Source organism: Roseibium sp. MB-4 (genome assembly GCF_053005265.1).
This window is the reverse complement of the sequence record NZ_JBRKQB010000003.1, coordinates 26,646-47,588: the sequence shown is the minus strand read 5'-3', so window position 1 is coordinate 47,588 and position 20,943 is coordinate 26,646. Positions and strand designations below refer to the sequence as shown.

The 20,943-nt window shown below is 57.1% G+C and carries 19 protein-coding genes; 7 read left to right on the top strand and 12 right to left on the bottom strand.

Annotated features, from left to right (window positions below):
* Position 1: 1 nt before the first annotated feature.
* Complete coding sequence (locus ACVDG4_RS16835) at positions 2-1,408, bottom strand: pilus assembly protein TadG-related protein (RefSeq protein ID WP_447235957.1); 1,407 nt, start codon at positions 1,406-1,408, stop codon at positions 2-4.
* A 394-nt stretch (positions 1,409-1,802) separates the two neighbouring features.
* Here ACVDG4_RS16835 and ACVDG4_RS16830 point away from each other — a divergent pair, with 394 nt between their 5' ends.
* Positions 1,803-2,702, top strand: a complete 900-nt coding sequence (locus tag ACVDG4_RS16830; RefSeq protein WP_447235956.1) for a heparin lyase I family protein — start codon at positions 1,803-1,805, stop codon at positions 2,700-2,702.
* Positions 2,703-2,790: 88 nt separating this feature from the next.
* On the opposite strand, the gene ACVDG4_RS16825 is transcribed toward ACVDG4_RS16830, so the two are convergent.
* The 11 genes from ACVDG4_RS16825 to ACVDG4_RS16775 all read right to left on the bottom strand — a co-directional run bounded on the left by ACVDG4_RS16825 (position 2,791) and on the right by ACVDG4_RS16775 (position 15,445).
* Positions 2,791-3,927, bottom strand: a complete 1,137-nt coding sequence (locus tag ACVDG4_RS16825; protein ID WP_447235955.1) for an acyl-CoA dehydrogenase family protein — start codon at positions 3,925-3,927, stop codon at positions 2,791-2,793.
* 13 nt (positions 3,928-3,940) lie between these two features.
* On the bottom strand, positions 3,941-5,134 hold the full coding sequence (locus ACVDG4_RS16820; protein ID WP_447235954.1) for an acyl-CoA dehydrogenase family protein: 1,194 nt from the start codon (positions 5,132-5,134) through the stop codon (positions 3,941-3,943).
* 72 nt (positions 5,135-5,206) lie between these two features.
* Complete coding sequence (locus ACVDG4_RS16815; RefSeq protein WP_447235953.1) at positions 5,207-5,668, bottom strand: MaoC family dehydratase; 462 nt, start codon at positions 5,666-5,668, stop codon at positions 5,207-5,209.
* A 231-nt stretch (positions 5,669-5,899) separates the two neighbouring features.
* Positions 5,900-6,346 carry a MarR family winged helix-turn-helix transcriptional regulator gene (locus tag ACVDG4_RS16810; RefSeq protein ID WP_409685133.1) on the bottom strand — a complete coding sequence of 149 codons (447 nt, stop codon included), beginning with the start codon at positions 6,344-6,346 and terminating at the stop codon, positions 5,900-5,902.
* A 161-nt stretch (positions 6,347-6,507) separates the two neighbouring features.
* Entirely contained in the window at positions 6,508-7,710 is a 1,203-nt protein-coding gene (locus ACVDG4_RS16805; protein WP_447235952.1) for a CaiB/BaiF CoA transferase family protein, read from the bottom strand.
* Position 7,711: 1 nt separating this feature from the next.
* Complete coding sequence (locus tag ACVDG4_RS16800) at positions 7,712-9,853, bottom strand: acetate--CoA ligase family protein (RefSeq protein WP_447235951.1); 2,142 nt, start codon at positions 9,851-9,853, stop codon at positions 7,712-7,714.
* Between the two features lie 14 nt (positions 9,854-9,867).
* Complete coding sequence (locus ACVDG4_RS16795; protein ID WP_447235950.1) at positions 9,868-11,391, bottom strand: AMP-binding protein; 1,524 nt, start codon at positions 11,389-11,391, stop codon at positions 9,868-9,870.
* A gap of 21 nt (positions 11,392-11,412) precedes the next feature.
* Positions 11,413-12,192, bottom strand: coding sequence for an enoyl-CoA hydratase-related protein (locus ACVDG4_RS16790; RefSeq protein ID WP_447235949.1), 780 nt, complete (start codon positions 12,190-12,192; stop codon positions 11,413-11,415).
* A 104-nt stretch (positions 12,193-12,296) separates the two neighbouring features.
* Positions 12,297-13,502, bottom strand: coding sequence for an acetyl-CoA acetyltransferase (locus ACVDG4_RS16785; RefSeq protein WP_409685118.1), 1,206 nt, complete (start codon positions 13,500-13,502; stop codon positions 12,297-12,299).
* A gap of 12 nt (positions 13,503-13,514) precedes the next feature.
* Positions 13,515-15,002, bottom strand: a complete 1,488-nt coding sequence (locus ACVDG4_RS16780) for a hydroxymethylglutaryl-CoA synthase family protein (RefSeq protein ID WP_447235948.1) — start codon at positions 15,000-15,002, stop codon at positions 13,515-13,517.
* 29 nt (positions 15,003-15,031) lie between these two features.
* Positions 15,032-15,445 (bottom strand): PaaI family thioesterase, encoded by a 414-nt coding sequence (locus ACVDG4_RS16775; RefSeq protein WP_447235947.1) that lies wholly within the window; start codon positions 15,443-15,445, stop codon positions 15,032-15,034.
* A 199-nt stretch (positions 15,446-15,644) separates the two neighbouring features.
* Between ACVDG4_RS16775 and ACVDG4_RS16770 the strand changes: the two genes are divergently transcribed.
* The 6 genes from ACVDG4_RS16770 (at position 15,645) to ACVDG4_RS16745 (ending at position 20,916) form a co-directional block, all read left to right on the top strand.
* Complete coding sequence (locus ACVDG4_RS16770) at positions 15,645-16,565, top strand: SDR family NAD(P)-dependent oxidoreductase (protein WP_447235946.1); 921 nt, start codon at positions 15,645-15,647, stop codon at positions 16,563-16,565.
* Complete coding sequence (locus ACVDG4_RS16765) at positions 16,565-17,425, top strand: MaoC/PaaZ C-terminal domain-containing protein (protein ID WP_447235945.1); 861 nt, start codon at positions 16,565-16,567, stop codon at positions 17,423-17,425. Before ACVDG4_RS16770 ends, ACVDG4_RS16765 begins: the two co-directional genes overlap by 1 nt.
* Positions 17,426-17,444: 19 nt before the next feature.
* Entirely contained in the window at positions 17,445-17,891 is a 447-nt protein-coding gene (locus tag ACVDG4_RS16760) for a MarR family winged helix-turn-helix transcriptional regulator (protein WP_306147909.1), read from the top strand.
* A 33-nt stretch (positions 17,892-17,924) separates the two neighbouring features.
* The gene (locus ACVDG4_RS16755; RefSeq protein ID WP_447235944.1) at positions 17,925-19,070 is read left to right on the top strand and encodes a CaiB/BaiF CoA transferase family protein; all 1,146 of its coding nucleotides are present in this window, start codon (positions 17,925-17,927) and stop codon (positions 19,068-19,070) included.
* A 194-nt stretch (positions 19,071-19,264) separates the two neighbouring features.
* Positions 19,265-20,329, top strand: coding sequence for a C4-dicarboxylate TRAP transporter substrate-binding protein (locus tag ACVDG4_RS16750; RefSeq protein WP_306147907.1), 1,065 nt, complete (start codon positions 19,265-19,267; stop codon positions 20,327-20,329).
* Positions 20,317-20,916: a TRAP transporter small permease gene (locus ACVDG4_RS16745; protein ID WP_447235943.1), complete on the top strand. Its 600-nt coding sequence runs from the start codon at positions 20,317-20,319 to the stop codon at positions 20,914-20,916. Before ACVDG4_RS16750 ends, ACVDG4_RS16745 begins: the two co-directional genes overlap by 13 nt.
* The last annotated feature ends 27 nt before the right edge of the window (positions 20,917-20,943 follow it).

Here is a 20,943-nt window from a genome sequence, read left to right as displayed (position 1 = left end):
CCTAGCCGGAGATGCGAAGACTGTTTACTGACGCCGCAATAGCATTGAATGCATCATCGATGTTCAATCCCTCAACAAAATAGTAATTTGAAAGACTTGATGCACAGTATTGAAGAAGCCTGTCTGGCAAGGAGCCACTACTTATCTGAAATCCTATTGTATACACTTGAACATTGTTATCGTTCAAGTATTCACAAACGCGCTTAAAGTATGCAACCGCATCATCAGCTTTGGAGGAAGCGGTGTTTATGTTGCCTTTTGATACGATGGTTTGCTGAGTGCTGTTTTTGATTTTTCCAGTCGTTGTGTAATCTCTCGGCCGAAACTGCGCAGTAATCGCGCCGTCTGTCATGATAACCGCAACCTTAAGCGTGTCCTCATCATTAAAATCAGCAGGCCGGTCCGAAAAATCACCGCCCAGCTGCCCCCTCATGTCACTGGACAGAACCTTTGCACCCCACAGCGTTCCGATGTCCATGCCGGTACCGTCGGACAGGTCCATGTCATCAATCAACGCCTTCAAGTCGGATGTGTTATTTGAGTTAAGAAGCATTGCGGTGTCGTCAGACGGACACCAGGGATTGGTCGCGACCCATTTGGTAAAGTCAGGTATTTGCGGGCGGCTGTTCGCCGGAATCGCGGTCATATCGAAGTCGTCATCTGTGTATTCGATGCACCCTTCTCTCTCCGTAGAGAACATGAATTTGCCGTAGGGAACGTTTTTGTTCACGTAGTAATCAGCCGAGCTTGGTGAGTCGATAACCCCCGGGGTCGATGAGTTCACAGCATATCTGTCGTAGAAATCCCCGATGTTAACGGTTCCGCCAAACGGTATAATGCTCAGGGACGTGTATTCCCGATCGTCTTCGTTCAGCATTGTGTCAATAAATGACTTAGCAGCTGAACGCAGGTTCGTAATTTTCGAACCGCCCATGGACGAGGAGATATCAAGTACAACCGCCACTTCGACATTTGTTGCTGCTTGCTGAGCAACTGAAGATGCCAAAACACTCGTCGTGTCGATCCCGGCCAGCTTCAAAATCGTCATTTCGATGTCAACGGTCGCATTGATCTCGACAGACTTTGCATTGAGGCTGTCCGTGACATTTCCCATGGTCAGATTCAAAGTTGTCCAGGGCGCGGTGTCGGGCAGGTTGGCTCGGACATACTCATCTACCGTATCTTCGATACTCGCAGTGTTGCTCAAAGAAGCGGCCGCAAGCGTCGCTGAGTCCAACGTGGATTGGAGTTTTGCCTGAGCGGTCGTCATCCGGACGACATCGAGGCTGCCAATCGTGATCAGCATGAGCGGCACAAACGCCAAAGCTGTAAGAATGGCGACATTACCGGACTGATCCGCCCCCAAGTTGGAAAAACGGGACGCAAGTTTTTGAAGAAGTGAGCGCAATTGCGAAATCCGTACTCTAGAAATGCCTTACAGCGGTGGCACCATTTTTCTCGCCCTGAACAGTTCACGGTTGATCAGTGGACGGCACAGTATTTTTGAAATAACAATCCGATCACTTCTATAAAGTTAATCTGAATAAATAAATTAGATATGGTTACACTTGCCTGAATGCAGCTTTATTGCCTATTTTTTGTTCATAGTACGTATTTTTGCCAATATCTATGTAGGACGAGCTCCGAATTTGATCATTCGCATAAAAAAGCAACTTCCTTCTTTTCCAGATAAAAGTGCAATTGGCCCCAAAAAACTGTGATCACAAGTCTGTGTTTACGGAACGATAAGCACGCCCTCGCGTTCGCTCAGTTGATGAATGAAAGCAAAAAAGGACTTCCCTATGACAGCAGGCGACACCGGCACCATGTCTTTTTCGAAAGCAAAAGCTTGTTCCGTTTGCGGAGCTCTAACGCTCTTGGGCGCGTCAGCCGCACTCGCTCAAGACGAGATCGTGATCGGTGGTAAAGCCGTACCTGTCGAGGAAGACTCCTACAAATGTGATATGACCGCTGAGGAAATCCCGGATGACCTGAGCATCAAACGGTTGGCGAACTGTGAATCCGCCGAACTCATCGATTTTGAAATGCCGGGCAAAGATCTGCGCGCCGTAAAGTTCACCATTTCACCGGATGACAAACCTATTTCATCCGGGATCCGCGCTGAGTTGCGCGATATGTACGTAGCCAAAAATGGCGAGGAAGTCTGGTACCGGATCTCCACATTGATCCCGGAGACGTTTCCCATGGAAGCAGACCACCGGCTTGTCCTGTCTCAGTGGCACGAGCGGCTAAGTGAAGGTGGCTATAGCTTGCGACCCAACATTTCGCACCGGCTCTGGAACGGCCGTTTTGTCGTGACGCTATGGAGCGACGACGTCATCGAGCGGCTTGGCACCATCGAAGGAGACGGCCAGATCCTTTATTCGGAGCCACGGATCGACCAGGGCGTCTACCACGAATATGTCTACCGTGTTGTGTGGTCGCCAAAAAATGATGGCCGGATCGACTCCTGGATGCGGCAGTGTCCGCCCCTGCGGGAGACCTGTGACAGCGATTGGCAGGACATGATTCAGTTTGAAGGTACAACCGGCTATTCCAACGACAAGATAGACGGCTATTATTTCAAGTACGGGCTCTATACCGTGAGTGACTTCGACGTGCCGTTTACGGCGTTTCACAAGGATTACTGGAGCGGACCAACCGCTCAGAGCATCGGATTGTCCGATCCGATCTTCAAATGAGCCCGGCGAAAAATATGTCTTTCGGCTAACATGTTAACGCAGTCGGGAGGACTATCCTCCCGATCGCGTTGCTCAGCAGCCACGATATCTAAGCCATCTGGCGGGCGTAGCGCTCCAAATGGTGGTCGGTATCGCCGAACGCTTTTTCTGCGACCATGACCCGTTTCACATAGTCACCAAGCTCATATTCATCCGTCATGCCGATGCCGCCATGCATCTGGATCGCATTTTGACAGATCACCCGCCCGCGTTCGCCAAGGTAGACTTTGGCGGCAGAGACAGCTTTCTTCCGAATGAGGGCCTCCGGGCTATCGGCGGTCATGGCGGCTTCAAACACCAGCGACTTGGCATGCTCGAAATCAATCATCATTTCGGCCAGCTGATGCTGAAGTGCCTGGAACTCGCCGATCGGACGGCCGAACTGGGTGCGAACCTTCAAATACTCGGTCGTCATGGCGATGATTTTTTCGAGCGCTCCCAAAGCCTCTGCGCAAAGTGCTGCGGTCCCTAGATCTGCGATATGTTCGATGAGGTCTGCCGCCTTGTCTTTCGGACCCAGCATCTCAGATGCCGCCACAGGAACATTTTCAAGCACAATGTCCGCACCGGTCCGGCCATCTGCAAACCGGTAGGGTTTCATCACCACACCGCTTGCGTCCGGCCGTATGAGGAACAAGGTAAGACCATCCGGATCAGCCGCATGTCCTGAGGTTCGGGCCGACACGATCAGAATGTCCGCTGACGGGGCGCCGATCACTGATGTTTTCCGGCCGGAGAGCCGGTAGCAATCGCCGTCCGGTTCCGCACGGGTCGCAACACTTGAAAGGTCAAACCGGCTTTCCGGTTCCAAAAACCCGACCGCGGCGCGTTTGGAGCCGTCCGCAATACCGGGCAGAAAAGCGTTTTTCTGGTCGTCTGTTCCAGCCAATTGAAGGGCGCCCCCGCCCAAAACAACGCTTGCCGTGAACGACTCGAGCGAAAGGTGACGCCCAAACTCGACGGCCGCGACCATCGTGTCGACGGCGGTGCCGCCAACTCCCGCATAAGCCTCTGCGATGGGCAGGCCCAGCATTCCAAGCTCGCTGAGCGCCGACCAGATCTCGGGATCATGGTCCTGATCACCGGCTATGAGAGACCGGCGCATGGCCTGGCTGCAGCCATCGCTCAACACCTTGCCGAGACTGTCGGAAATCAGGGATTGTTCTTCAGAATAAATGAAATTCATGATGCCGGTCCGCTTAGCTCAGGAGTGTTTTTGAAATGATGTTCTTCTGAATCTCGGTCGAACCGCCGTAAATCGTTGCCTTTCGGCGATCGATATAGGCCGGCATGCGCGGGATTGCATAATCCGGGCCGACTGTGTCGCCGTTCCACGCCGGATCCATCGCCGCTTGCTGCCATGGCAAGGCATATGCTCCGACCGCATCCATTTGCAATTCGGCAATGCGCTGCTGCACTTCGGTGCCTTTGACCTTCAAAACGGACGGGAAGGCTCCGTTCAAACCCGTTTCACTGCCGCTCAGCATCCGCATGTTGGTCAGTTCCAATGCCCTGAGGTCGATCTCGAGCCGCGCGACCTTCGCCGCAAACAGCGGATCCTCGATCAAAGGTTTGCCGTTTTTTTTCTCTGTCCGGGCGATATCCAGGAGCTTTTCGAACTCGGCCTTACAGCCGCCGACGCCGGCAATTCCGGTGCGTTCATGCCCGAGCAGGAATTTGGCATAGTCCCAGCCCTTGTTTTCTTCGCCGACCAGGTTTTCCGCCGGGACCCGGACATTTTCCAGAAAGACTTCATTGACCGAATGCATGCCGTCAAACGTGATGATCGGGCGGACTGTGATGCCGGGGGATTTCATGTCGATCAGAAGGAACGAAATTCCCTGCTGTTTCTTTGCCGCATTGGGATCAGTGCGCACCAGGCAGAACATCCAATCGGAAAAATGGGCATATGAGGTCCAGATCTTTTGTCCATTGACGATGTAATCGTCGCCGTCGCGAACCGCTGCCGTTTTTAAGGACGCCAGATCCGACCCGGATCCGGGTTCGGAAAAGCCTTGGCACCACGGCACTTCACCGCGGGCAATCCCTGGCAAGTGACGGGCTTTCTGGTCCTCGCTGCCAAATTCAATGATCACCGGACCGACCATATTAACGCCAAACGGCAGAACGCGGGGCGCTCCGGCAAGGTAGGCTTCTTCATCGAAGATGTTCACCTGCACCGGTGTCCAGCCGCAGCCGCCATGTTCCTCGGGCCAGCGGGGCACCAGCCAACCCTTTTTTCCAAGGATCTGCTGCCAGAGCATGAAGTCTTCGCCATCAAGCTTTTGTCCTGCTTTGACCTTGTCACTGAGACCTTTTGGCAGCTCCGCCTCCAGGAAGGCCTTTACCTCAGTCCGGAAAGCCTCGTCTTCCGGCGTATAATTGATGTCCATGCCTCACTCCCAATTTGTTTATTTGCCTCTACGCATCGGCCGCTCCCCCAGCGGCTTCGACGCCAATGGCTCTTACCGTCCCGCGACCAGCCGTTTGGCGGTGTAGGTGATGACCGTTTCGCCATGTTGATTGACGATGTCGTTGCGCGTCGTCACCACGGCACGGTTTCCCTTGCTGGTCTGGCGGACCTCTAATACCTCCACGATGGCGTGAACGGTGTCTCCAGCAGCGACGGGTGCCAGAACCTTCTTTTCGACTTCCAGAAGCGCCAGCCCGGTCGCCTGGATGAGGGTCTGGCACTGAATGCCCTCGATCAACGTGTAGGTCAGTGCCGCAGGTGCGACCCGCCCGCGAGCCGCGACACCCTGCCCAAAGGTTTGATCGGTAAACAGGACTTCGGTCATTCCGGTTACACCGACAAAGGCGATGATGTCTGCTTCCGTAATTGTGCGTGCCAGAGTCCGGTACCGGTCACCGGCAGAAAAGTCCTGCCAGTAGAACCCCGGTCCGACGAGCCGTGGAGATTGCGTCATGTGTCCAAACACTCTTTTAGGTGCGTGGCCGGGGGTCCGGAACACCCGATCACGTTTTCATAAGTATATTTATTATTATATTGCGAACTAATTTTCTAGCAAGCGTTTAAATCGATCTAGCAGGCTCAACGCTCTTTGCAGGGTCAGTCAAAACAGAACACGAACAGACCGCCAGCTTTGAAAGCCAGCGCCTTGTTTCAAAATTTCTTTGAAGAGTTAACTCAACCCGGCTTAAGCGCCAGATCCGCTCAACCGGCCTTGAAGGTTCTGCCGTGCCTTGCGCAGGGTCGTGATCAGATGCTCAATGTCACTGTCATCGACACCCTCGAATGTGACTTCATTCATTTGGCGCATGCTTTCGCCGATTTTCTTCCAGACTTCCTGCATCTTTGGCGTCAGCCAAACACGTTTGGCCCGGCGGTCTTTGTCATCCGGCCGACGTTCCACGTAGCCCTTGGCTTCCAGCCGGTCGACAAGACCGCTGATCGTGACCGTTCCGATATCCATCCGGGATGCAAGATCCGTCTGGGTCAGACCATCATCCTTGTGAAGATGATTGAGCAGGAACACCTGCACATGGGTCAGGTCGTACTCGGTTGCCAGCTGATCAAAAAGAATCCGGCGGAAACGGGCAATGTCGCTGAACAATGTACCGAGCTTGCGATCCAGGTCGTGCATATGTGTCCAATTTCAGGTTTACCAAAACCGATTTCATCAGCGGATCTACGCCACCCACTTTTTGCTATCGGTCCGGTCAAAGTCTTTATCCTGCCTTAGCGGCGCGCGATCCTTAGCAAAATATGTACATGCGAACAATCGTCAGTTGGTCGAGGGTAAACTTACGGAGCTGTTTCCAGGCATTTTGTGATTTCTGACGCAGAGAAACCAAGTTCTTCCAGAACTTCACGACTGTGCTGCCCGACCTGAAACGGTGGCTCTGCCTTTTGGTGTGGTCCGTCCTCGTTCGCAACAAAGGGGGCACCGAGCAAAGTGACGGGGTCTGATGTGTCGTCTAGTTTCCCTGCCTCCACAAGCAGGCCGCGATGGTCTAGCTGCGGGTCAGACAAAGCCTGACCCAGATCACGAACGGCTTGAACGGGAACGCCATGCGCCTTCAGGATTTTCAGCCATTCCTCCGTCGAACGGCTTAGCAAGACAGGCCGGATCAGCTCCCGGCCTTCTTCAATATGTTTGTGGCGGGCAAGCTCAGAGGAAAAACGCGGGTCCTCCAACAGCTCCGCAAAACCGAGCGCCTTGAACGCCCCTTGCTGCTGATCTGAGGTCAAGGTGGCGAGCAGGATCATGCCGTCCGATGTTTCGAAGGTCCCGGCAGTCGGTTGGGTCATTGGGGATTCATTGCCCATCAGGGGCGGCAGATGCCCTCGAACCAGATAGTCCGCCCCTTGGCAACACATCAGCTGAAGGGCCGTGTCATACATGGCAACGTCCAGAAACTGGCCTTTGCCGGTCATGGCCCGCCGATAGAGCGCAGCGGCTATGGCATAGGCTGCCGAAACGCCGGTGGTGACGTCTACAAGCATAAACCCGATCCGGGTTGGCCCTGTCTCGGGGAAGCCGGTCAGCGACATCATTCCAGAATCTGCCTGTATCGCAGAATCATAAGCTTTTTCAGAAGACCTCGGTCCGCTTTGACCATACCCGCTGATGGAACAATAGATGACATCCGGGTTGGCTCTTCGAACCGTCTCGTAGTCAATGCCGAGTTTTTGTGCCGTTCCCGGCACGAAGTTTTCGATGACAACATCCGCGCCAGAAACCAATCGGCCAGCCGCCTCGCGTCCAATCTCCGACTTCAGATCAAGGGCAAGGCTGCGCTTTCGAAGATTGCCGGTGAGGAACGCAGGCGAGAGGCGTTTTTCCGCCATCTCAGGACTGGCCAGCACCCCGCGCAGCTGGTCTCCGTCGCCGGGAGGCTCGACCTTGATGACATCTGCATCGAGCAACGCCAGCATTTGCGCAGCCATCGGCCCTGACAACGCACGGGTAAAGTCGATGACGCGCAGTCCCTTGAATGCCCGCATGTCACTTACCCGCCGGATCGCCGGCAAGCATTGTGGCTTTGGGTACAATGACCGCATCCAGGGCAACAGCGCCCTCCGGCAGGACGACAAACGGATTGATGTCGATTGATTCCAACCGGTCGGCATTTTCTGCGGCAAAGACCGAGAGCCGGGACAGGGCTTGTGCCAATGCATCAATGCCCGCAGGCGGTGCGCCGCGCACACCATCCAGCATCGCCCGTCCCTTGATCTCGCTGATCATGCGATGCGCTTCGTCAATGCCAAACGGGGCCAGGCGGAAGGTCACGTCCTTCATCACTTCAACGAAAACCCCGCCAAGACCAAACATCACCGCCGGACCGAGCGCCGGGTCATTCGTTACACCAAGGACCGTTTCAACACCGCCTGAAACCATTTCACAGACGAGCACACCCTCCATTGTGGCATCGGGCTGGGCTTCCCGCGCGCGTTTCACGATGGCCTCAAAACCTTCGGTGATCGCCAATTCATCGTTGAGACCGATCAAAACGCCGCCGATTTCGGTTTTATGCAGAATATCCGGCGAGGCGATTTTCAAGACCACCGGGCCGCCAATTGCGTACCATGCCTTGACCGCTTCTTCGGCACTTGCCGTCAGGAAATCACGGGTCACCGGGATACCGGCGCTTGCCAGAATGGCTTTTGCCCCGGCTTCCGACACCCGTTCATCCGGCGCTTTGGCCACATCAGCCGGAAGATCTGAAGGTGTATCCGGCTGGCCGCGTTCGAAGGTCTCGTGAAACTGGGCAAGGGCCGCCATTGCGCGGATCGCCATCACAGGATCCTCGTAACAGCCGATGTTGAGCGCTTCATACTCGGCAATGATTTCGGGTGTGGCGATCATGCTGAGCGCCAGCGGTGTTTCAGGGTGTTTTGCTCGCAGGTCCTTGAAAGTCTGAAGGCAGAAGTCCTTAAGCCCCGGCGCCTGTGGGGCGCTCGCAAGATAAATTGCATAGGCATCACAGCCGCTTTCGCGGATTGATAGATCAATGCCCTGACCGATGACTTCCGGCTGGTTGAGCACCTGCCCTGTTATGTCGATCGGATTACGCACACCAGCGTATGGAATCAATCCCAGCAGTTTTTGCTGTAAGGCCTCTGGCATCGCTGGAATGTCCAAGCCGTTTTTGACAGACTCGTCAGCCATCTGAATACCAATGCCGCCGGAGACGGTCTGAATGGCCATCTTCCGGCCCGTTGGGAACAGCCCGGTCTGGCAGGCATAGGCGACATCGACCATTTCCTGGCAGCTGTGCGCCCGGTAAACGCCATATTGTTTGAAGAGCGCATCGTAGATCGCATCATCACCAGCGAGACTGGCCGTGTGTGTGGCCGCAGCTTCTGCGCCCACATCCGTATCCCCGACCTTGATCATGATCACCGGCTTCTTCGCGGCGCGGGCCAGATCAAGGGCCGCACACATGCGGTCTCGGTCCTTCACGCCCTCGGTATAGGCCATGATGGTCGAGACATCCGGATGGTCGGCGTAGTAGGCAATGACTTCGGCCACATCGATGTCCGATTCATTGCCGGTGGTCACCCAGAGGTCGGTAGCAACACCGCGCCGCTGCGCCATGTAGAACATGTGCGCCCCATAGGCACCGCTCTGACTGACGATTGCCGTTTTCCCCGGAGCAAGGCACAAGCTGGCCTGAACACTGGAAAACGTGCCGAACCAGCCGGCACTGACGCTGAACGCTCCGATACAATTCGGACCGATCAGCCGCATCCCGGTTTTCTGCGCCGCTGCCGCAATCCGTTGCTGTACTTCGACGCCCCCTGCTCCGAGTTCTGCAAAACCGGAGCTGAAGATGATCGTGGACTTGGTGCCCATGGCGGCGCAATCCGCAACCGTCTTTTCAACGAGAGGCGCGGGCACGGCAACAATTGCGCAATCCACCGCTTCGGGCACCTCGGTGATTGACGGATACGCCTTGAGACCCTGAACCGTTGGCCGCTTCGGGTTGACGGGATAGATCCGTCCCTTGAAACCGCCAGCAATCGTACTGGAAACCGGCCGCCCGCCAATCCTGGTTGCATCATCCGACGCCCCGATGATTGCAACGGATTGAGGCTTCAGGAGAACATCGAGGCTGGCGTTGGTGGTGGGCAATACATCGGCCATGAAATATTCCTTACTCAAATCCGCCGGCCGGCATCGGCCCAAAAAGCATCCCGCAGCTTGCGCTTGAAAATCTTGCCATTGTCGTCCCGCGGCAAGCTGTCCTTAATCAGGATCTTACGGGGGATCATGTAGCTGGCAATCCGGGACCGAAGGTAGTCCTGCAATTGACCGGTATCGATGGTGGTGTCCGGTTCCGGCTGAATGGCAACAGCGATGGCTTCGCCAAGCTCAGAATCCGGAATTCCAAAAACCGCACAATCATGGACCTGATCATGGCCGAACATGGCGGCCTCGATCTCCGCCGGATAAATGTTAACCCCGCCGGAGATGATCATGTCGCGCTTGCGGTCGGAGATGAACAGATAACCATCGTCATCAAGGTAGCCAATATCGCCAACAGTGAAGAGTCCGTCGCGCTCAACAGCGGCCCGGTCCTCCGGCCGGCCCTCGTAGACAAAGTCGGGAAAGGAATGCAGACGGCAATAGATTTCGCCTGGCACATTCGGCGGGCACTCCGACCCATCTTCGGCAATGATCTTGATGGTCGCGTCCTCAACGGCGCGGCCCACCGTGCCCGGCTTCTGAAGTGCCTCTTCGCTGGAACACAACGTCACCGCACCGGTTTCAGTGCCGCCGTAATACTCAAAGATCACGGGTCCCCACCAGTCGATCATCGCGCGTTTGATATCCGGGGGGAACGGTGCGCCGGCGGCAACGATGTGCCGCAGGGAGGATGTGTCATAGTGCCGGCGCACCGCAGCTGGAAGTTTCAAGAGCCGGATGAACATGGTCGGTACCATGAAGGCCGTCGTGATCCGGTACTCCTCAATGATCTGAAGGATCTTTTCCGGATCGAATCGCGGAACAAGAACAAGATCGCCACCCACATCAACGGTCAGCATGGCAAACCGGTTCGGGGCCGAGTGATACATCGGAGCCACCATCAGGGTCCGGCAATGTTCGGAAAAAATCCTGTTGTACCCGGTGCTGACCAAGGTTGGATTTGTCAGCCTGCGCACGCCCTTGGGGTGTCCGGTGGTCCCGGAGGTGTAGATCATCGCAGCCTGACCATGGGCGTCCGGTCCGTCCCAGACAGACTGCGCTGCGAGCCAATCCTCCCAGACCGGGAACCCCTCCGGCACAGCACAGGCATCTCCTGAGAGGCCATAGCTCGCTGCAATGTCAGCCGGGGTCGGCACAATCACGATCTGAAGCTGGTCAATGACATCAGCCGGAAGGTCCGGGCCGACCTGGTTCCAAAGATCCACGTGAACAACAAAAACCTTGGCCTTGCAGTCCTTCAGTATATAGGCGGCTTCCTCAGCCGTGAAACGCCAATTGACCGGAACGGCTGCTGCTTTCACAAGAGCGGCCGCCAGATCCATCGCCACCAGCGGAAAATCATTCCGCATCATGGTGGCGACAGTCCCGCCTTCCGTGACGCCGGCTTTCAGGAAACCACTCGCCGCTCTTCGGGCAAGGGTACGTACATCGGATTGAGCCATGGACCGCGGCCCGCAATACAGTGTCTTTGGCATAAGGTCGGTACTCTTCCCGTTCTAATAGCCCAGAAAATTGGGCTTACGGCTTTCACCAAAGGCGCGGACGCCTTCTTCGAAATCCTGAGTGTTGAAGGCCTTGCTTTGGCAGGCTGCTTCCAGGCGCAAGGACTCGTCGAGAGTCGCCGATTGCGCGGCTGCGATCTCGCGCTTGATCAGGCCAAGGGCAACTGTCGGACCGGAAGCCAGACGCTGTGCAAGTCCGGTTGCGGTATCCAAAAGGCTGTCATCTCCCGCGATCTCGTGAACAAGGCCCCAGTCTTTTGCCGTTTCTGCGTCCATCGACCCGCCCAGCATCGCCAGCGCCGTGGTGCGCGACGCACCGATCCGGTGGGTTAGGAGCGAGGAGGCCCCGCCGTCCAGAACCGCGCCGATCCGGGCAAAAGACAGGTGAAACTTCGCGGACTTGGCTGCAATAACGATGTCGGACGCCAGGACAATGGAAAACCCGGCACCGGCCGCTGGACCATTGACGGCCGAAATGACCGGAACCGGCAGGTCGCGCAAGGCCTGAACCACCCGATTGATGCCGCCGAGGATCTGCGTCTCGATATGCTGACGGCGCGCGAGGATTGTCTCGAGGTCGAGATCGGCACCGCTGCAAAAGCCGCGGCCGGACCCCGTGATCAAAACAGCGCGCACACTCGGAGCATGCAGCTCCGAAAGGAGCTCCGACAAGATGCCCTCGCGCATGTCCGTTGACAGAGCGTTCAACCGGTCAGGACAGTTGAGGGTCAGGCTCAGCACACCGCTGTCCCGCTTTACAAGTAGATCGCTCATTGCTCCTCCCCAGGATGCTGTTGCAACCGGCACTTCTGTCGAACTGCTGTGACAAGGCCCGGCTAGGTATCAGTCACCGGGCCCTGCCATCGCGATGGCGGCGCTTACGCCCCCATCTTTCCGACGATTGCCAAAGAGCAGACGTTCTGGTGCGGGAAACCACCCAGATTGTGTGTCATGCCGAAAACGGGTTCTTCCTTGCGCTGGCGGTCGCCCGCCCGGCCCTGAAGCTGCAGATACATCTCGTAGATCATTCGGAGACCCGACGCTCCGATCGGATGGCCAAAGCATTTCAGGCCACCATCGATCTGGCAGGGGACCTTGCCGTCGGCATCATAAAAACCGTCCATGATGTCCTTCACAGCCCCGCCTTCCGGTGAGATAAACAAGTCTTCCATTGTCACCAGCTCGGTGATCGAAAAGCAGTCATGCACTTCAAACAGGCTTATCTGATCGCGCGGATTGGTGATGCCGGCTTCCTTGTAAGCCCGCTCGGCGCATTTGCGCGTCGTCACGAAATGGCTGCCGTCCCAGGAATTGTGCTGCGCTTCCAGTCCGTTCGAAGCCGCAAGCTGCAAAGCCTTCACGGTAATGAGGTCATGTTTGCCCAGCGACTTGGCGATCTCCGGTGTCGTCACGATGGCACAGGCCGAGCCGTCGGAGACGCCGCAGCAATCGAACAGACCCAGCGGCTCTGCAATCATCGGGGCATTGAGCACCTTGTCTTCATCAATCCGGTTGCGCAGGTGGGCCTTGGGATTGCGCGCGCCATTGTCGTGGCTTTTGACAGAGATATGCGCCATCGCGCGTTTCAGGTCACCGGCGTCAATGCCATGTTTTGCGCGATACGCGGATGCGAGCTGTGCGAAGGATCCAGGCGCGGACACGTTGGCCCAGAAAAGATCATTCACCGAGCCGCGGTTGCGCTGAGGCAAACCGCCGTAACCAGTATCCTTCAGCTTCTCGACACCAAGAGCCAGCGCGATGTCGGCCGCCCCGGCTGCGACAGCATAAACGGCGCCCCGGAAAGCCTCCGAGCCGGAGGCGCAGTAGTTTTCTACGCGCGTGACCGGAATATTCGGCAAACGCAGCGCCATCGACAGGGGCACGGCGGACTTGCCGACATGCTGTTCCTCAATGGCCGTCCCGAGCCAGGCGGCATCGATCTGGTTTTTCTCAATGCCTGCGTCGCCGAGGGCCTCGGTGAATGCTTCGATCATCAGATCTTCGGCATTGTCGCTCCAGCGCTCGCCAAACTGCGAACAGCCCATGCCGAGAATGGCGACCTTGTCTCTAATTCCAGATGCCATGTTCTTTCCTCCCTATTCGGCCGCTTCGGCGGGCGCGCTGGCCCGATCATCATTGTCTGGCGTTGCCTTCCAGAAGTACCGGCGGAAACCACGGTTCCTGTCGTAGTCCTTCACCCGGAACATGAGCTTCATGGGCATGCCGACGGCCAGTTCCTGGTCCGGATCAATGTCTGTGAAGTCGGCCATCAACCGGCCGCCGTCCTCGAACTGGATCATGCCGTAATAGGCGGGCGGGTCTGGAGAGAAGGTCAGCCGGTCGGCCGTGAAGGAATTCAACCGGGCCTTCTTGTCTGCAAATTCGTGGTCTTCCTGCGTGCCGATGGCACCGCAATTTGGATTGACGCAAACATTGCTTTTGGGGAACTGCAGTGTGCCGCATTCACTGCAGCACCCTCCGATCATGCGCTGAGCCATGTCCCGGTTTCGATAGTGGGTGGAGAGACCGGTCTGTTTATCGACCTCCGCCCTTATGCCTTCTTCCATCGTGACCAAGCCATTGACAGTGAGAAAGCGGGCGTAGTTGGTGTCCGTCCGGCGGCGGGCCAGATGGCCGGACACAGCGGTTCTCGGTGCAAGCTTTTCGATGGCGTCCGTCACTTCGAAGATCAAAGCATCGCACCCCTGGCCAAAGCCGGTCACAAGGATTTTGTCGCCCGGTCTTGCGGTTTCCAATGCGTGCACCAGCATGATGACAGGATGGGCGGCCCCCGCTTCCCCGCAAGTCGCTTGGAGATTGTCGGCAACGGCCTCGTCCGCAAGGCCCACCTTCTTGGCGAGCATGCTAGCGACCCGCTTCATGGCGGCCGGGAAGCAAAACGTCGTGACATCGCTTGCCGCAGTGCCTGTTTTATCAAGCACGGCTTTGATCGCGTCAGGCACGATCTTCAAATAGCCTTCATCCCGCAGCCAGCGCTCCTCCCAGGCATAGTCATACGCGTGACCGGATCCCCGGAAATGATCGACAAAGTCGGCAGATACGGTGTGCGCCCCGATGAATTTCGCAATCACTTCGCCGGTGCCCACCAAAACCGCCGCGGCACCATCGCCATAGGTCATTTCCTGCGGGCTCGCGGCCTTGGTTTTACGTTGTTCGGAGGCGGTAAAAAGAATTGGCCCTTCGGTACCAGAGGCCGCTTGCAAGGCGACCGACAATCCGGAACTGCCCGCGCGCTGAGAGGCTGCCAGATCGAGAGTCATCAGTTGGCTTTTGAGGTTCAGCGCGTCGGCAACCACCCCGACATTCTGTCGGTCATCGAACGGAAAGCTGGTCGACGCCATAAAGACTGCAGAAATCTCGGAACGATCGAGCCCGGTCAGGCAGTCCCTGGACGCTTCGACCGCCATGGTGATGGCGTCTTCGTCCCAATTGGCGATGGTACGCTCGCCCTTTGCCAATCCCTTCAAGCCCGGATTGTACCAGCCGTGCATCTTGCTGATCTCAGCACGTTGCAACCGGCTTTGCGGCAAGTAGCCGCCGAAGGCCAGAATTCCCAAGTCCATGATGCTCCTCCTCACGCGCCTTTCAGCGCTTATGTTTTCGGCTTCCGGTCAAACAGCTTGAACGCGCCCGATGCGGTGGCGATCAGAGTGCCGTCCGGCAGCAAAATTTCTCCTTCGGCAAAAAACACGGACCGCCCCCCGCCAATCCGGCGGCCATGCGCTCGCAGCAACCCTTTGCGCATTGGCGCGACGAAATTCGTGTTTAATGTCAATGTCATGCAATAAAAACGCGGCTCCGGGGGCGGGCGATAACAGCCGGCCATGCCGCATGCAAAATCGAGCGCACTCACCAAAACACCGCCATGGGTCACGCCCATGACATTGGTATGGTAGCTGTCGATCTCGACCTCGACACACGCATGATTGCGCTGCCATTCGCTGAGCTCAAACCCGACATGCTTGTTGAACTCCCCTATTGGCCACGATGTCTCGGCAAGGGTCATGATTTCTCCCGCTCTTACAGCTCCGGCCTTCGCAACGATCCATGATGGCCGCTGTCCGAAGCATCGCCTTCCAGCCGGATATTATATGTCTTGATTATTATTCGCAAGCGTATTATTAATCTGCGATACAAATTTGGTGGCTTATCTTCTTACGCGCCGCAATTGCCCGATTTTGAGGCCAAAATACTGAGGGATGGGAATGTCTGACAAAGCTTTACTGGATGGAAAAGTTGCAATTGTCACCGGCGCGGGCCGCGGTGTTGGCCGGGAGATTGCTCTTTTGATGGCTCAAAAGGGTGCCTGCGTTGTCGTCAATGACCTTGGCGGAACTGGCGGTGGTGAGGGCGAGGATGCGCTCCCGGCAACCGAGGTCGTCAACGAAATCACCGCCGCTGGCGGCAAGGCCGTTGCAAACTTCGACAGCGTCACGGATTCAGCTGCAGCCCAAGGCATGATCGATCAGGCAATCGAAAACTTCGGCAAGCTCGACATCGTGGTCAACAACGCCGGCATCGTCCGGGACGCAATCTTTCACAAGATGACGGAAAACGAGTGGGATCAGGTGATCGCCGTCCACTTGAAAGGTGCCTACAATGTCAGCCGCGCCGCCGCGACCGTGTTCCGGGAGCAGCAATCCGGCCGCATGATTCACATGACATCCACGTCCGGATTGATCGGCAACTTCGGTCAGGCCAACTATGCCGCCGCAAAACTCGGTATGGTCGGCCTGTCACGCTCCATCGCCCTCGACATGGCGCGCTACAATGTGACATCCAACGCGATTGGACCTTTTGCCTGGAGCCGCCTGATCGGCACGATCCCGATCAAGTCCGAAGAAGAGCGCATCCGGGTTGAGCGCCTGAAGAGCATGACCCCGGCAAAGGTCGCGCCGCTGGTTGCAGCTCTTGCCTCCGATGCCGCCCAGAATGTCACCGGCCAGGTGTTTGTGTCCCGGGGCAGCGAGGTCATGCTGCTCAGCCAACCGCGGCCGATCCGGTCCATGGCGCGTCCCGACGGCTGGACGCCGGAATCCATTCTCGAACACGCATTCCCGGCTTTTTCCAGCACACTTGTGCCCCTTGAGCGCTCAGCCGACGTGTTCTGCTGGGATCCGGTCTGATGGCCATCGACTATGACAAGCTGATGGCCTGGCCCTTCGAGGAGGTTGAACAAACCTACTCAATCAAGGACAGCATCATCTATGCCCTTGGCGTCGGATATGGCCATGACCCGGTCGACGAGGGGCAACTGCCCTTCGTTTTCGAGGAAGCCGATTTCAAGGCTGTGCCGACCCTGGCCGTTGTACTGGCCGGTCCAGGTTTCTGGTTGCGCGATCCCGAGACGGGCATCGACTGGCGCAAGATCCTGCATGGGGAACAAGGCATTCGCTGGCACAAGCCTCTGCCGAAATCGGCGACTGTCACAGCCCGAACTCGTATCACCCGCATTCTCGACAAGGGGGCGGACAAGGGCGCGCTGATCTATTCCGAACGTGATCTCGTTGACAAAAGCACCGGCGACAAGCTCGCCACTTTGTCGTCAACCACCTTTGCGCGCGGGGATGGCGGTTTTGGCGGGGCACCAGGCCCACAGCCGCAACCGCACGAAGTACCTGAGCGCGCGCCCTGCGCTGTGTGTGACCTCCCCACAAGGCCGCATGCAGCGTTGCTTTACCGCTTGTCCGGCGATCCCAATCCGCTGCATGCCGACCCAAGGGTGGCCGCGGCAGCGGGGTTCAAAGCGCCGATCCTCCATGGCCTTTGTACTTTGGGGATCGCCGGACATGCGGTTCTGCGCAGCTTCTGCGGATATGACACGACCTGTTTAAAATCCTTGAAATTGCGGTTTTCAAGCCCGGTCTATCCAGGCGAAACCATCCGGACGGAGATGTGGCAGGATGGCGGCGTTGTCTCTTTCCGGTCAAAGGTTCTGGAGCGCGATACGGTGGTGTTGAACAATGGATGCGTCGAGCTGGGATAACAAAGAGGGAGGACGCGAAATGGATGCAACGCTCGCGGCCTGCAAATCGATCTTTCAGGACATTGCCCGGTTTCGTGGCCTTCTGTTCGATCGCCTCATCGCTCCCTACGGACTGACCATGTCCCAGGCCCGGGTGCTTTTGCACCTGCTTGCCGAAGACAAGCTGACCCAATCAGATATCGCGCGCCGCATGGATGTCGGAACAGTGACGGTCGGCGGCCTTGTAGACCGATTGGAAGCACGCGGCCTTGTTGAGCGCCGGGCGGACCCGATCGACCGGCGCGCGAAGCGGGTGTGTCTCACGGCCGAGGCCCGGCCTCTGGAAAAAATCATGGATGAATGCAGCGCCGAAGTAGATGGCGCGTCCTTCAAGGGCTTGCCGGAAACCAGCATTCACGTTTTGCTGTCCAACCTGCAAGCGGTGCGGCAGAACCTGCTTGAAACACTGAACAAAGATGCCGGCTGAGCGCGGCGATAACAAAGTCTAGGAGGACTGGGGATGGGGCCACTTCACGGTGTGAAGATCGTTGAATTTGCCGGTATTGGGCCGGGCCCCTACGGCTGCATGATGCTTGCCGATATGGGGGCCGAGATCCTGCGGATTGACCGGGAACCGACCGGAGCGCCGGATATTGAAGGCATTGACGAACAGCGGAGAAACAGTGTTGCCCGTGGCCGCAAATCCATCACGCTTGATCTGAAGGATCCTGCAGCCGTTGAGACCGCGCTCAAGCTGATCGAAAAGGCAGATGCTGTTGTCGAAGGCTTTCGCCCCGGCGTTATGGAACGGCTCGGTCTTGGCCCGGACGTATGTCTTGCCCGCAACCCGGCGCTTGTTTACGCCCGCATGACCGGCTGGGGCCAAACCGGTCCCTTGGCACATGCAGCCGGTCACGACATGAATTACATCTCGCTGTCCGGGGCCCTTTGGTCCTTTGGAGAGGAGGGGCGCGATCCGGTGCCACCGCTCAATCTCCTCGGAGATTATGGCGGCGGCGGCATGTTCCTCGCTTTTGGCATTGTGTGCGCCTTGCTGAGGGCCAGAACAACCGGTGAAGGCGATGTGATTGATGCCGCCATTTCAGACGGAACTGCCGCTTTGATGGCGCCGGTTTATATGTGGCTCGCCAACAATCGCTGGCAAAACCGCCGGGCCAGCAACCGATTGGACGGCACGGCGCCCTATTACGGCGTTTACAAGTGTTCCGATGGCAAATGGGTGTCGATCGCACCGATCGAGGAAAAATTCTGGCAGCTGTTCCTGCATTTGCTGAAGCTTGACGAAGCAGACATCGGCGACCGCCATGACACCCGCCAATGGCCGGACATCCGGCGCCGCTTTGAAAGCATCATCGGCGCACAGCCACGCGAGTATTGGTGTCAGCTGTTTGAAGGAACGGACATCTGTTTCGCGCCAATTCTGGACCTAGAAGAGGCTCCGCTTCATGCACACAATGCGGCGCGGGAGACCTTCGTGGAACGTGATGGCATCGTTCAACCGGCGCCGGCCCCGCGTTTTCAGAATGCCAAAGCCACATTGCCGTCCCGGCCGCCGCTTATCGGCGAACATAACGAGACTATCTTACGGGACTGGGGAGTGGCTGACGATGATGTATCAGCTCTAAAGAAAAGCAGCGCAGTCTGACAACCGATGCCAACCCGCAACGCCGGGCCGGGTGTCAGCCGCACTTGCGCAATTATATAATATGCGTATAATTCGTATACTTATAATAATAGACCAAATGTATTGAGTTGTGAGGGAGCGAAACGCGGCGAACACACGCAGGCCGCATGGATCGGCACCTATCTGGCCCGGTCCGAACACGGGAGGAGATAAAGATGATTTCCATGAAGTCGGCCCTTTTGGGTCTGGGCTTGACCATCGCCATGGCAGGCGTGGCATCCGCTGAAACCATGCTGCGCTATTCCGAAGCCGGCCCAAACCGGGGCGCCAGAGCCAAGGCCCTGCAGTATTTCCTCGATGAAGCGAGCCGTATGACGGAAGGCCAGCTGACCTTCGACGTGCATTGGGGCGGCGCGCTCCTGAAATGGTCAGCCGTGCTGAACGGAGTTGCCGCTGGCGCTGCCGACATGGGAACCGTCATTGCACCCTATTCGCCCAAGCAGCTTCAAGGCCTTGCAATCGGGGATCTGCCTATTTCCTCATCCGACACCTGGGTCGGCCTGAGAGCGATGCACGAGTTGATGACCACGAACGCACAGCTCCAGGACTTTCTTGCGAAAGAAAACGTCGTCTTCCTCAGCAACTTCACCTCTACCGGCACCCAGTTTGAGTGCACCGGCGATCACAAGATCGAAACGGCCGACGACTTCAAGGGCCTGACCGTGCGGGCGACCGGGACGGTCGGCAAGGCGCTCAATGAGCTTGGTGCCAATGTCGTCAACATGACCTTCGACAAGGTGTATCAGGCACTGGATTCCGGTTTGGTCGACTGTGCCGCCGGTTACTATTACACCAACCGCGCGTTCCGGCATTATGAGATTGTCGATCACATCACCGAAGCCAATTGGGGCCAGGTCGGCGGCTTTGCCTTGGTCATGAACAAGGATGTCTGGGAAGACCTTCCTGCGGAGTATCAGAACGCGATCATGACCGCCGGATCCCAGATGATTGACGAGTTCGCTCGCATTCAAATCGAGACCATTAACGACGTGAAAGCCGGGCTTGCGAGCGGCGAAATCGGGCGTCAGGTGCCCGTTGTAGCGCTGGACGACACTGAGCGCGCAAAGTTGCTCGCCATGACGGACAAATATGTCCAGGAATGGATTTCCGACATGACGGAGCGGGGGTATGACGGCCAGGCGATCTGGGATCAGTACGCCGTTCTCGTCGACAAGTATGCGGATGAACTGAACACCAAAGGCTATCCATGGGCACGGTGACGCCCGGCAAACCGGTCCCGCCTGGCAACGAGCGGAGCCAGTTCTCCTCTCCCTTGAGACTTCTGGCCGGGCTGGAAACAGCGTTCATAGCAATTGCTGCTGTCGCCATTTTGGGCATGTGCGTTTACATCACGCTTGGCATTGTCCTGCGCACCTTTGTCGGAATGCAAATCCCGGATGAAGTCGTGATTGTCGGAGACCTGATGATCGGCGCCTTGATCCTGCCACTGGCCTATGTGGCGGCGGATCGCGGTTTTATTGCCGTTGAAGTGATAACGGACCTGCTGCCGAAAGCTGCCCAAGTCTGGCTTAATGTGCTTGCGGCCATAATCGGACTGTGCGCGGTGATCCCGATCACTTATGCCGGATATCTTGCCATGATCCACGCGATCGAAAGCGGCAACTATTTCTTCGGCATTCTGGAAGTGCCTGAATGGCCGGGGCGGGTCGCCTTCTTTGCAGGCTACGCCTTGTTCTTCATCCGCCTGACTGTCTTGTTCCTTCAAGACGTCTGGACCGCCATCGGCTCCGGCGGCGGGGGGAATCCCGGCAAGACACACGATCCAAGCTGGGAGGAGGCTGCCTGATTTCAGGCAGGCGGCCACCTCGTTCAT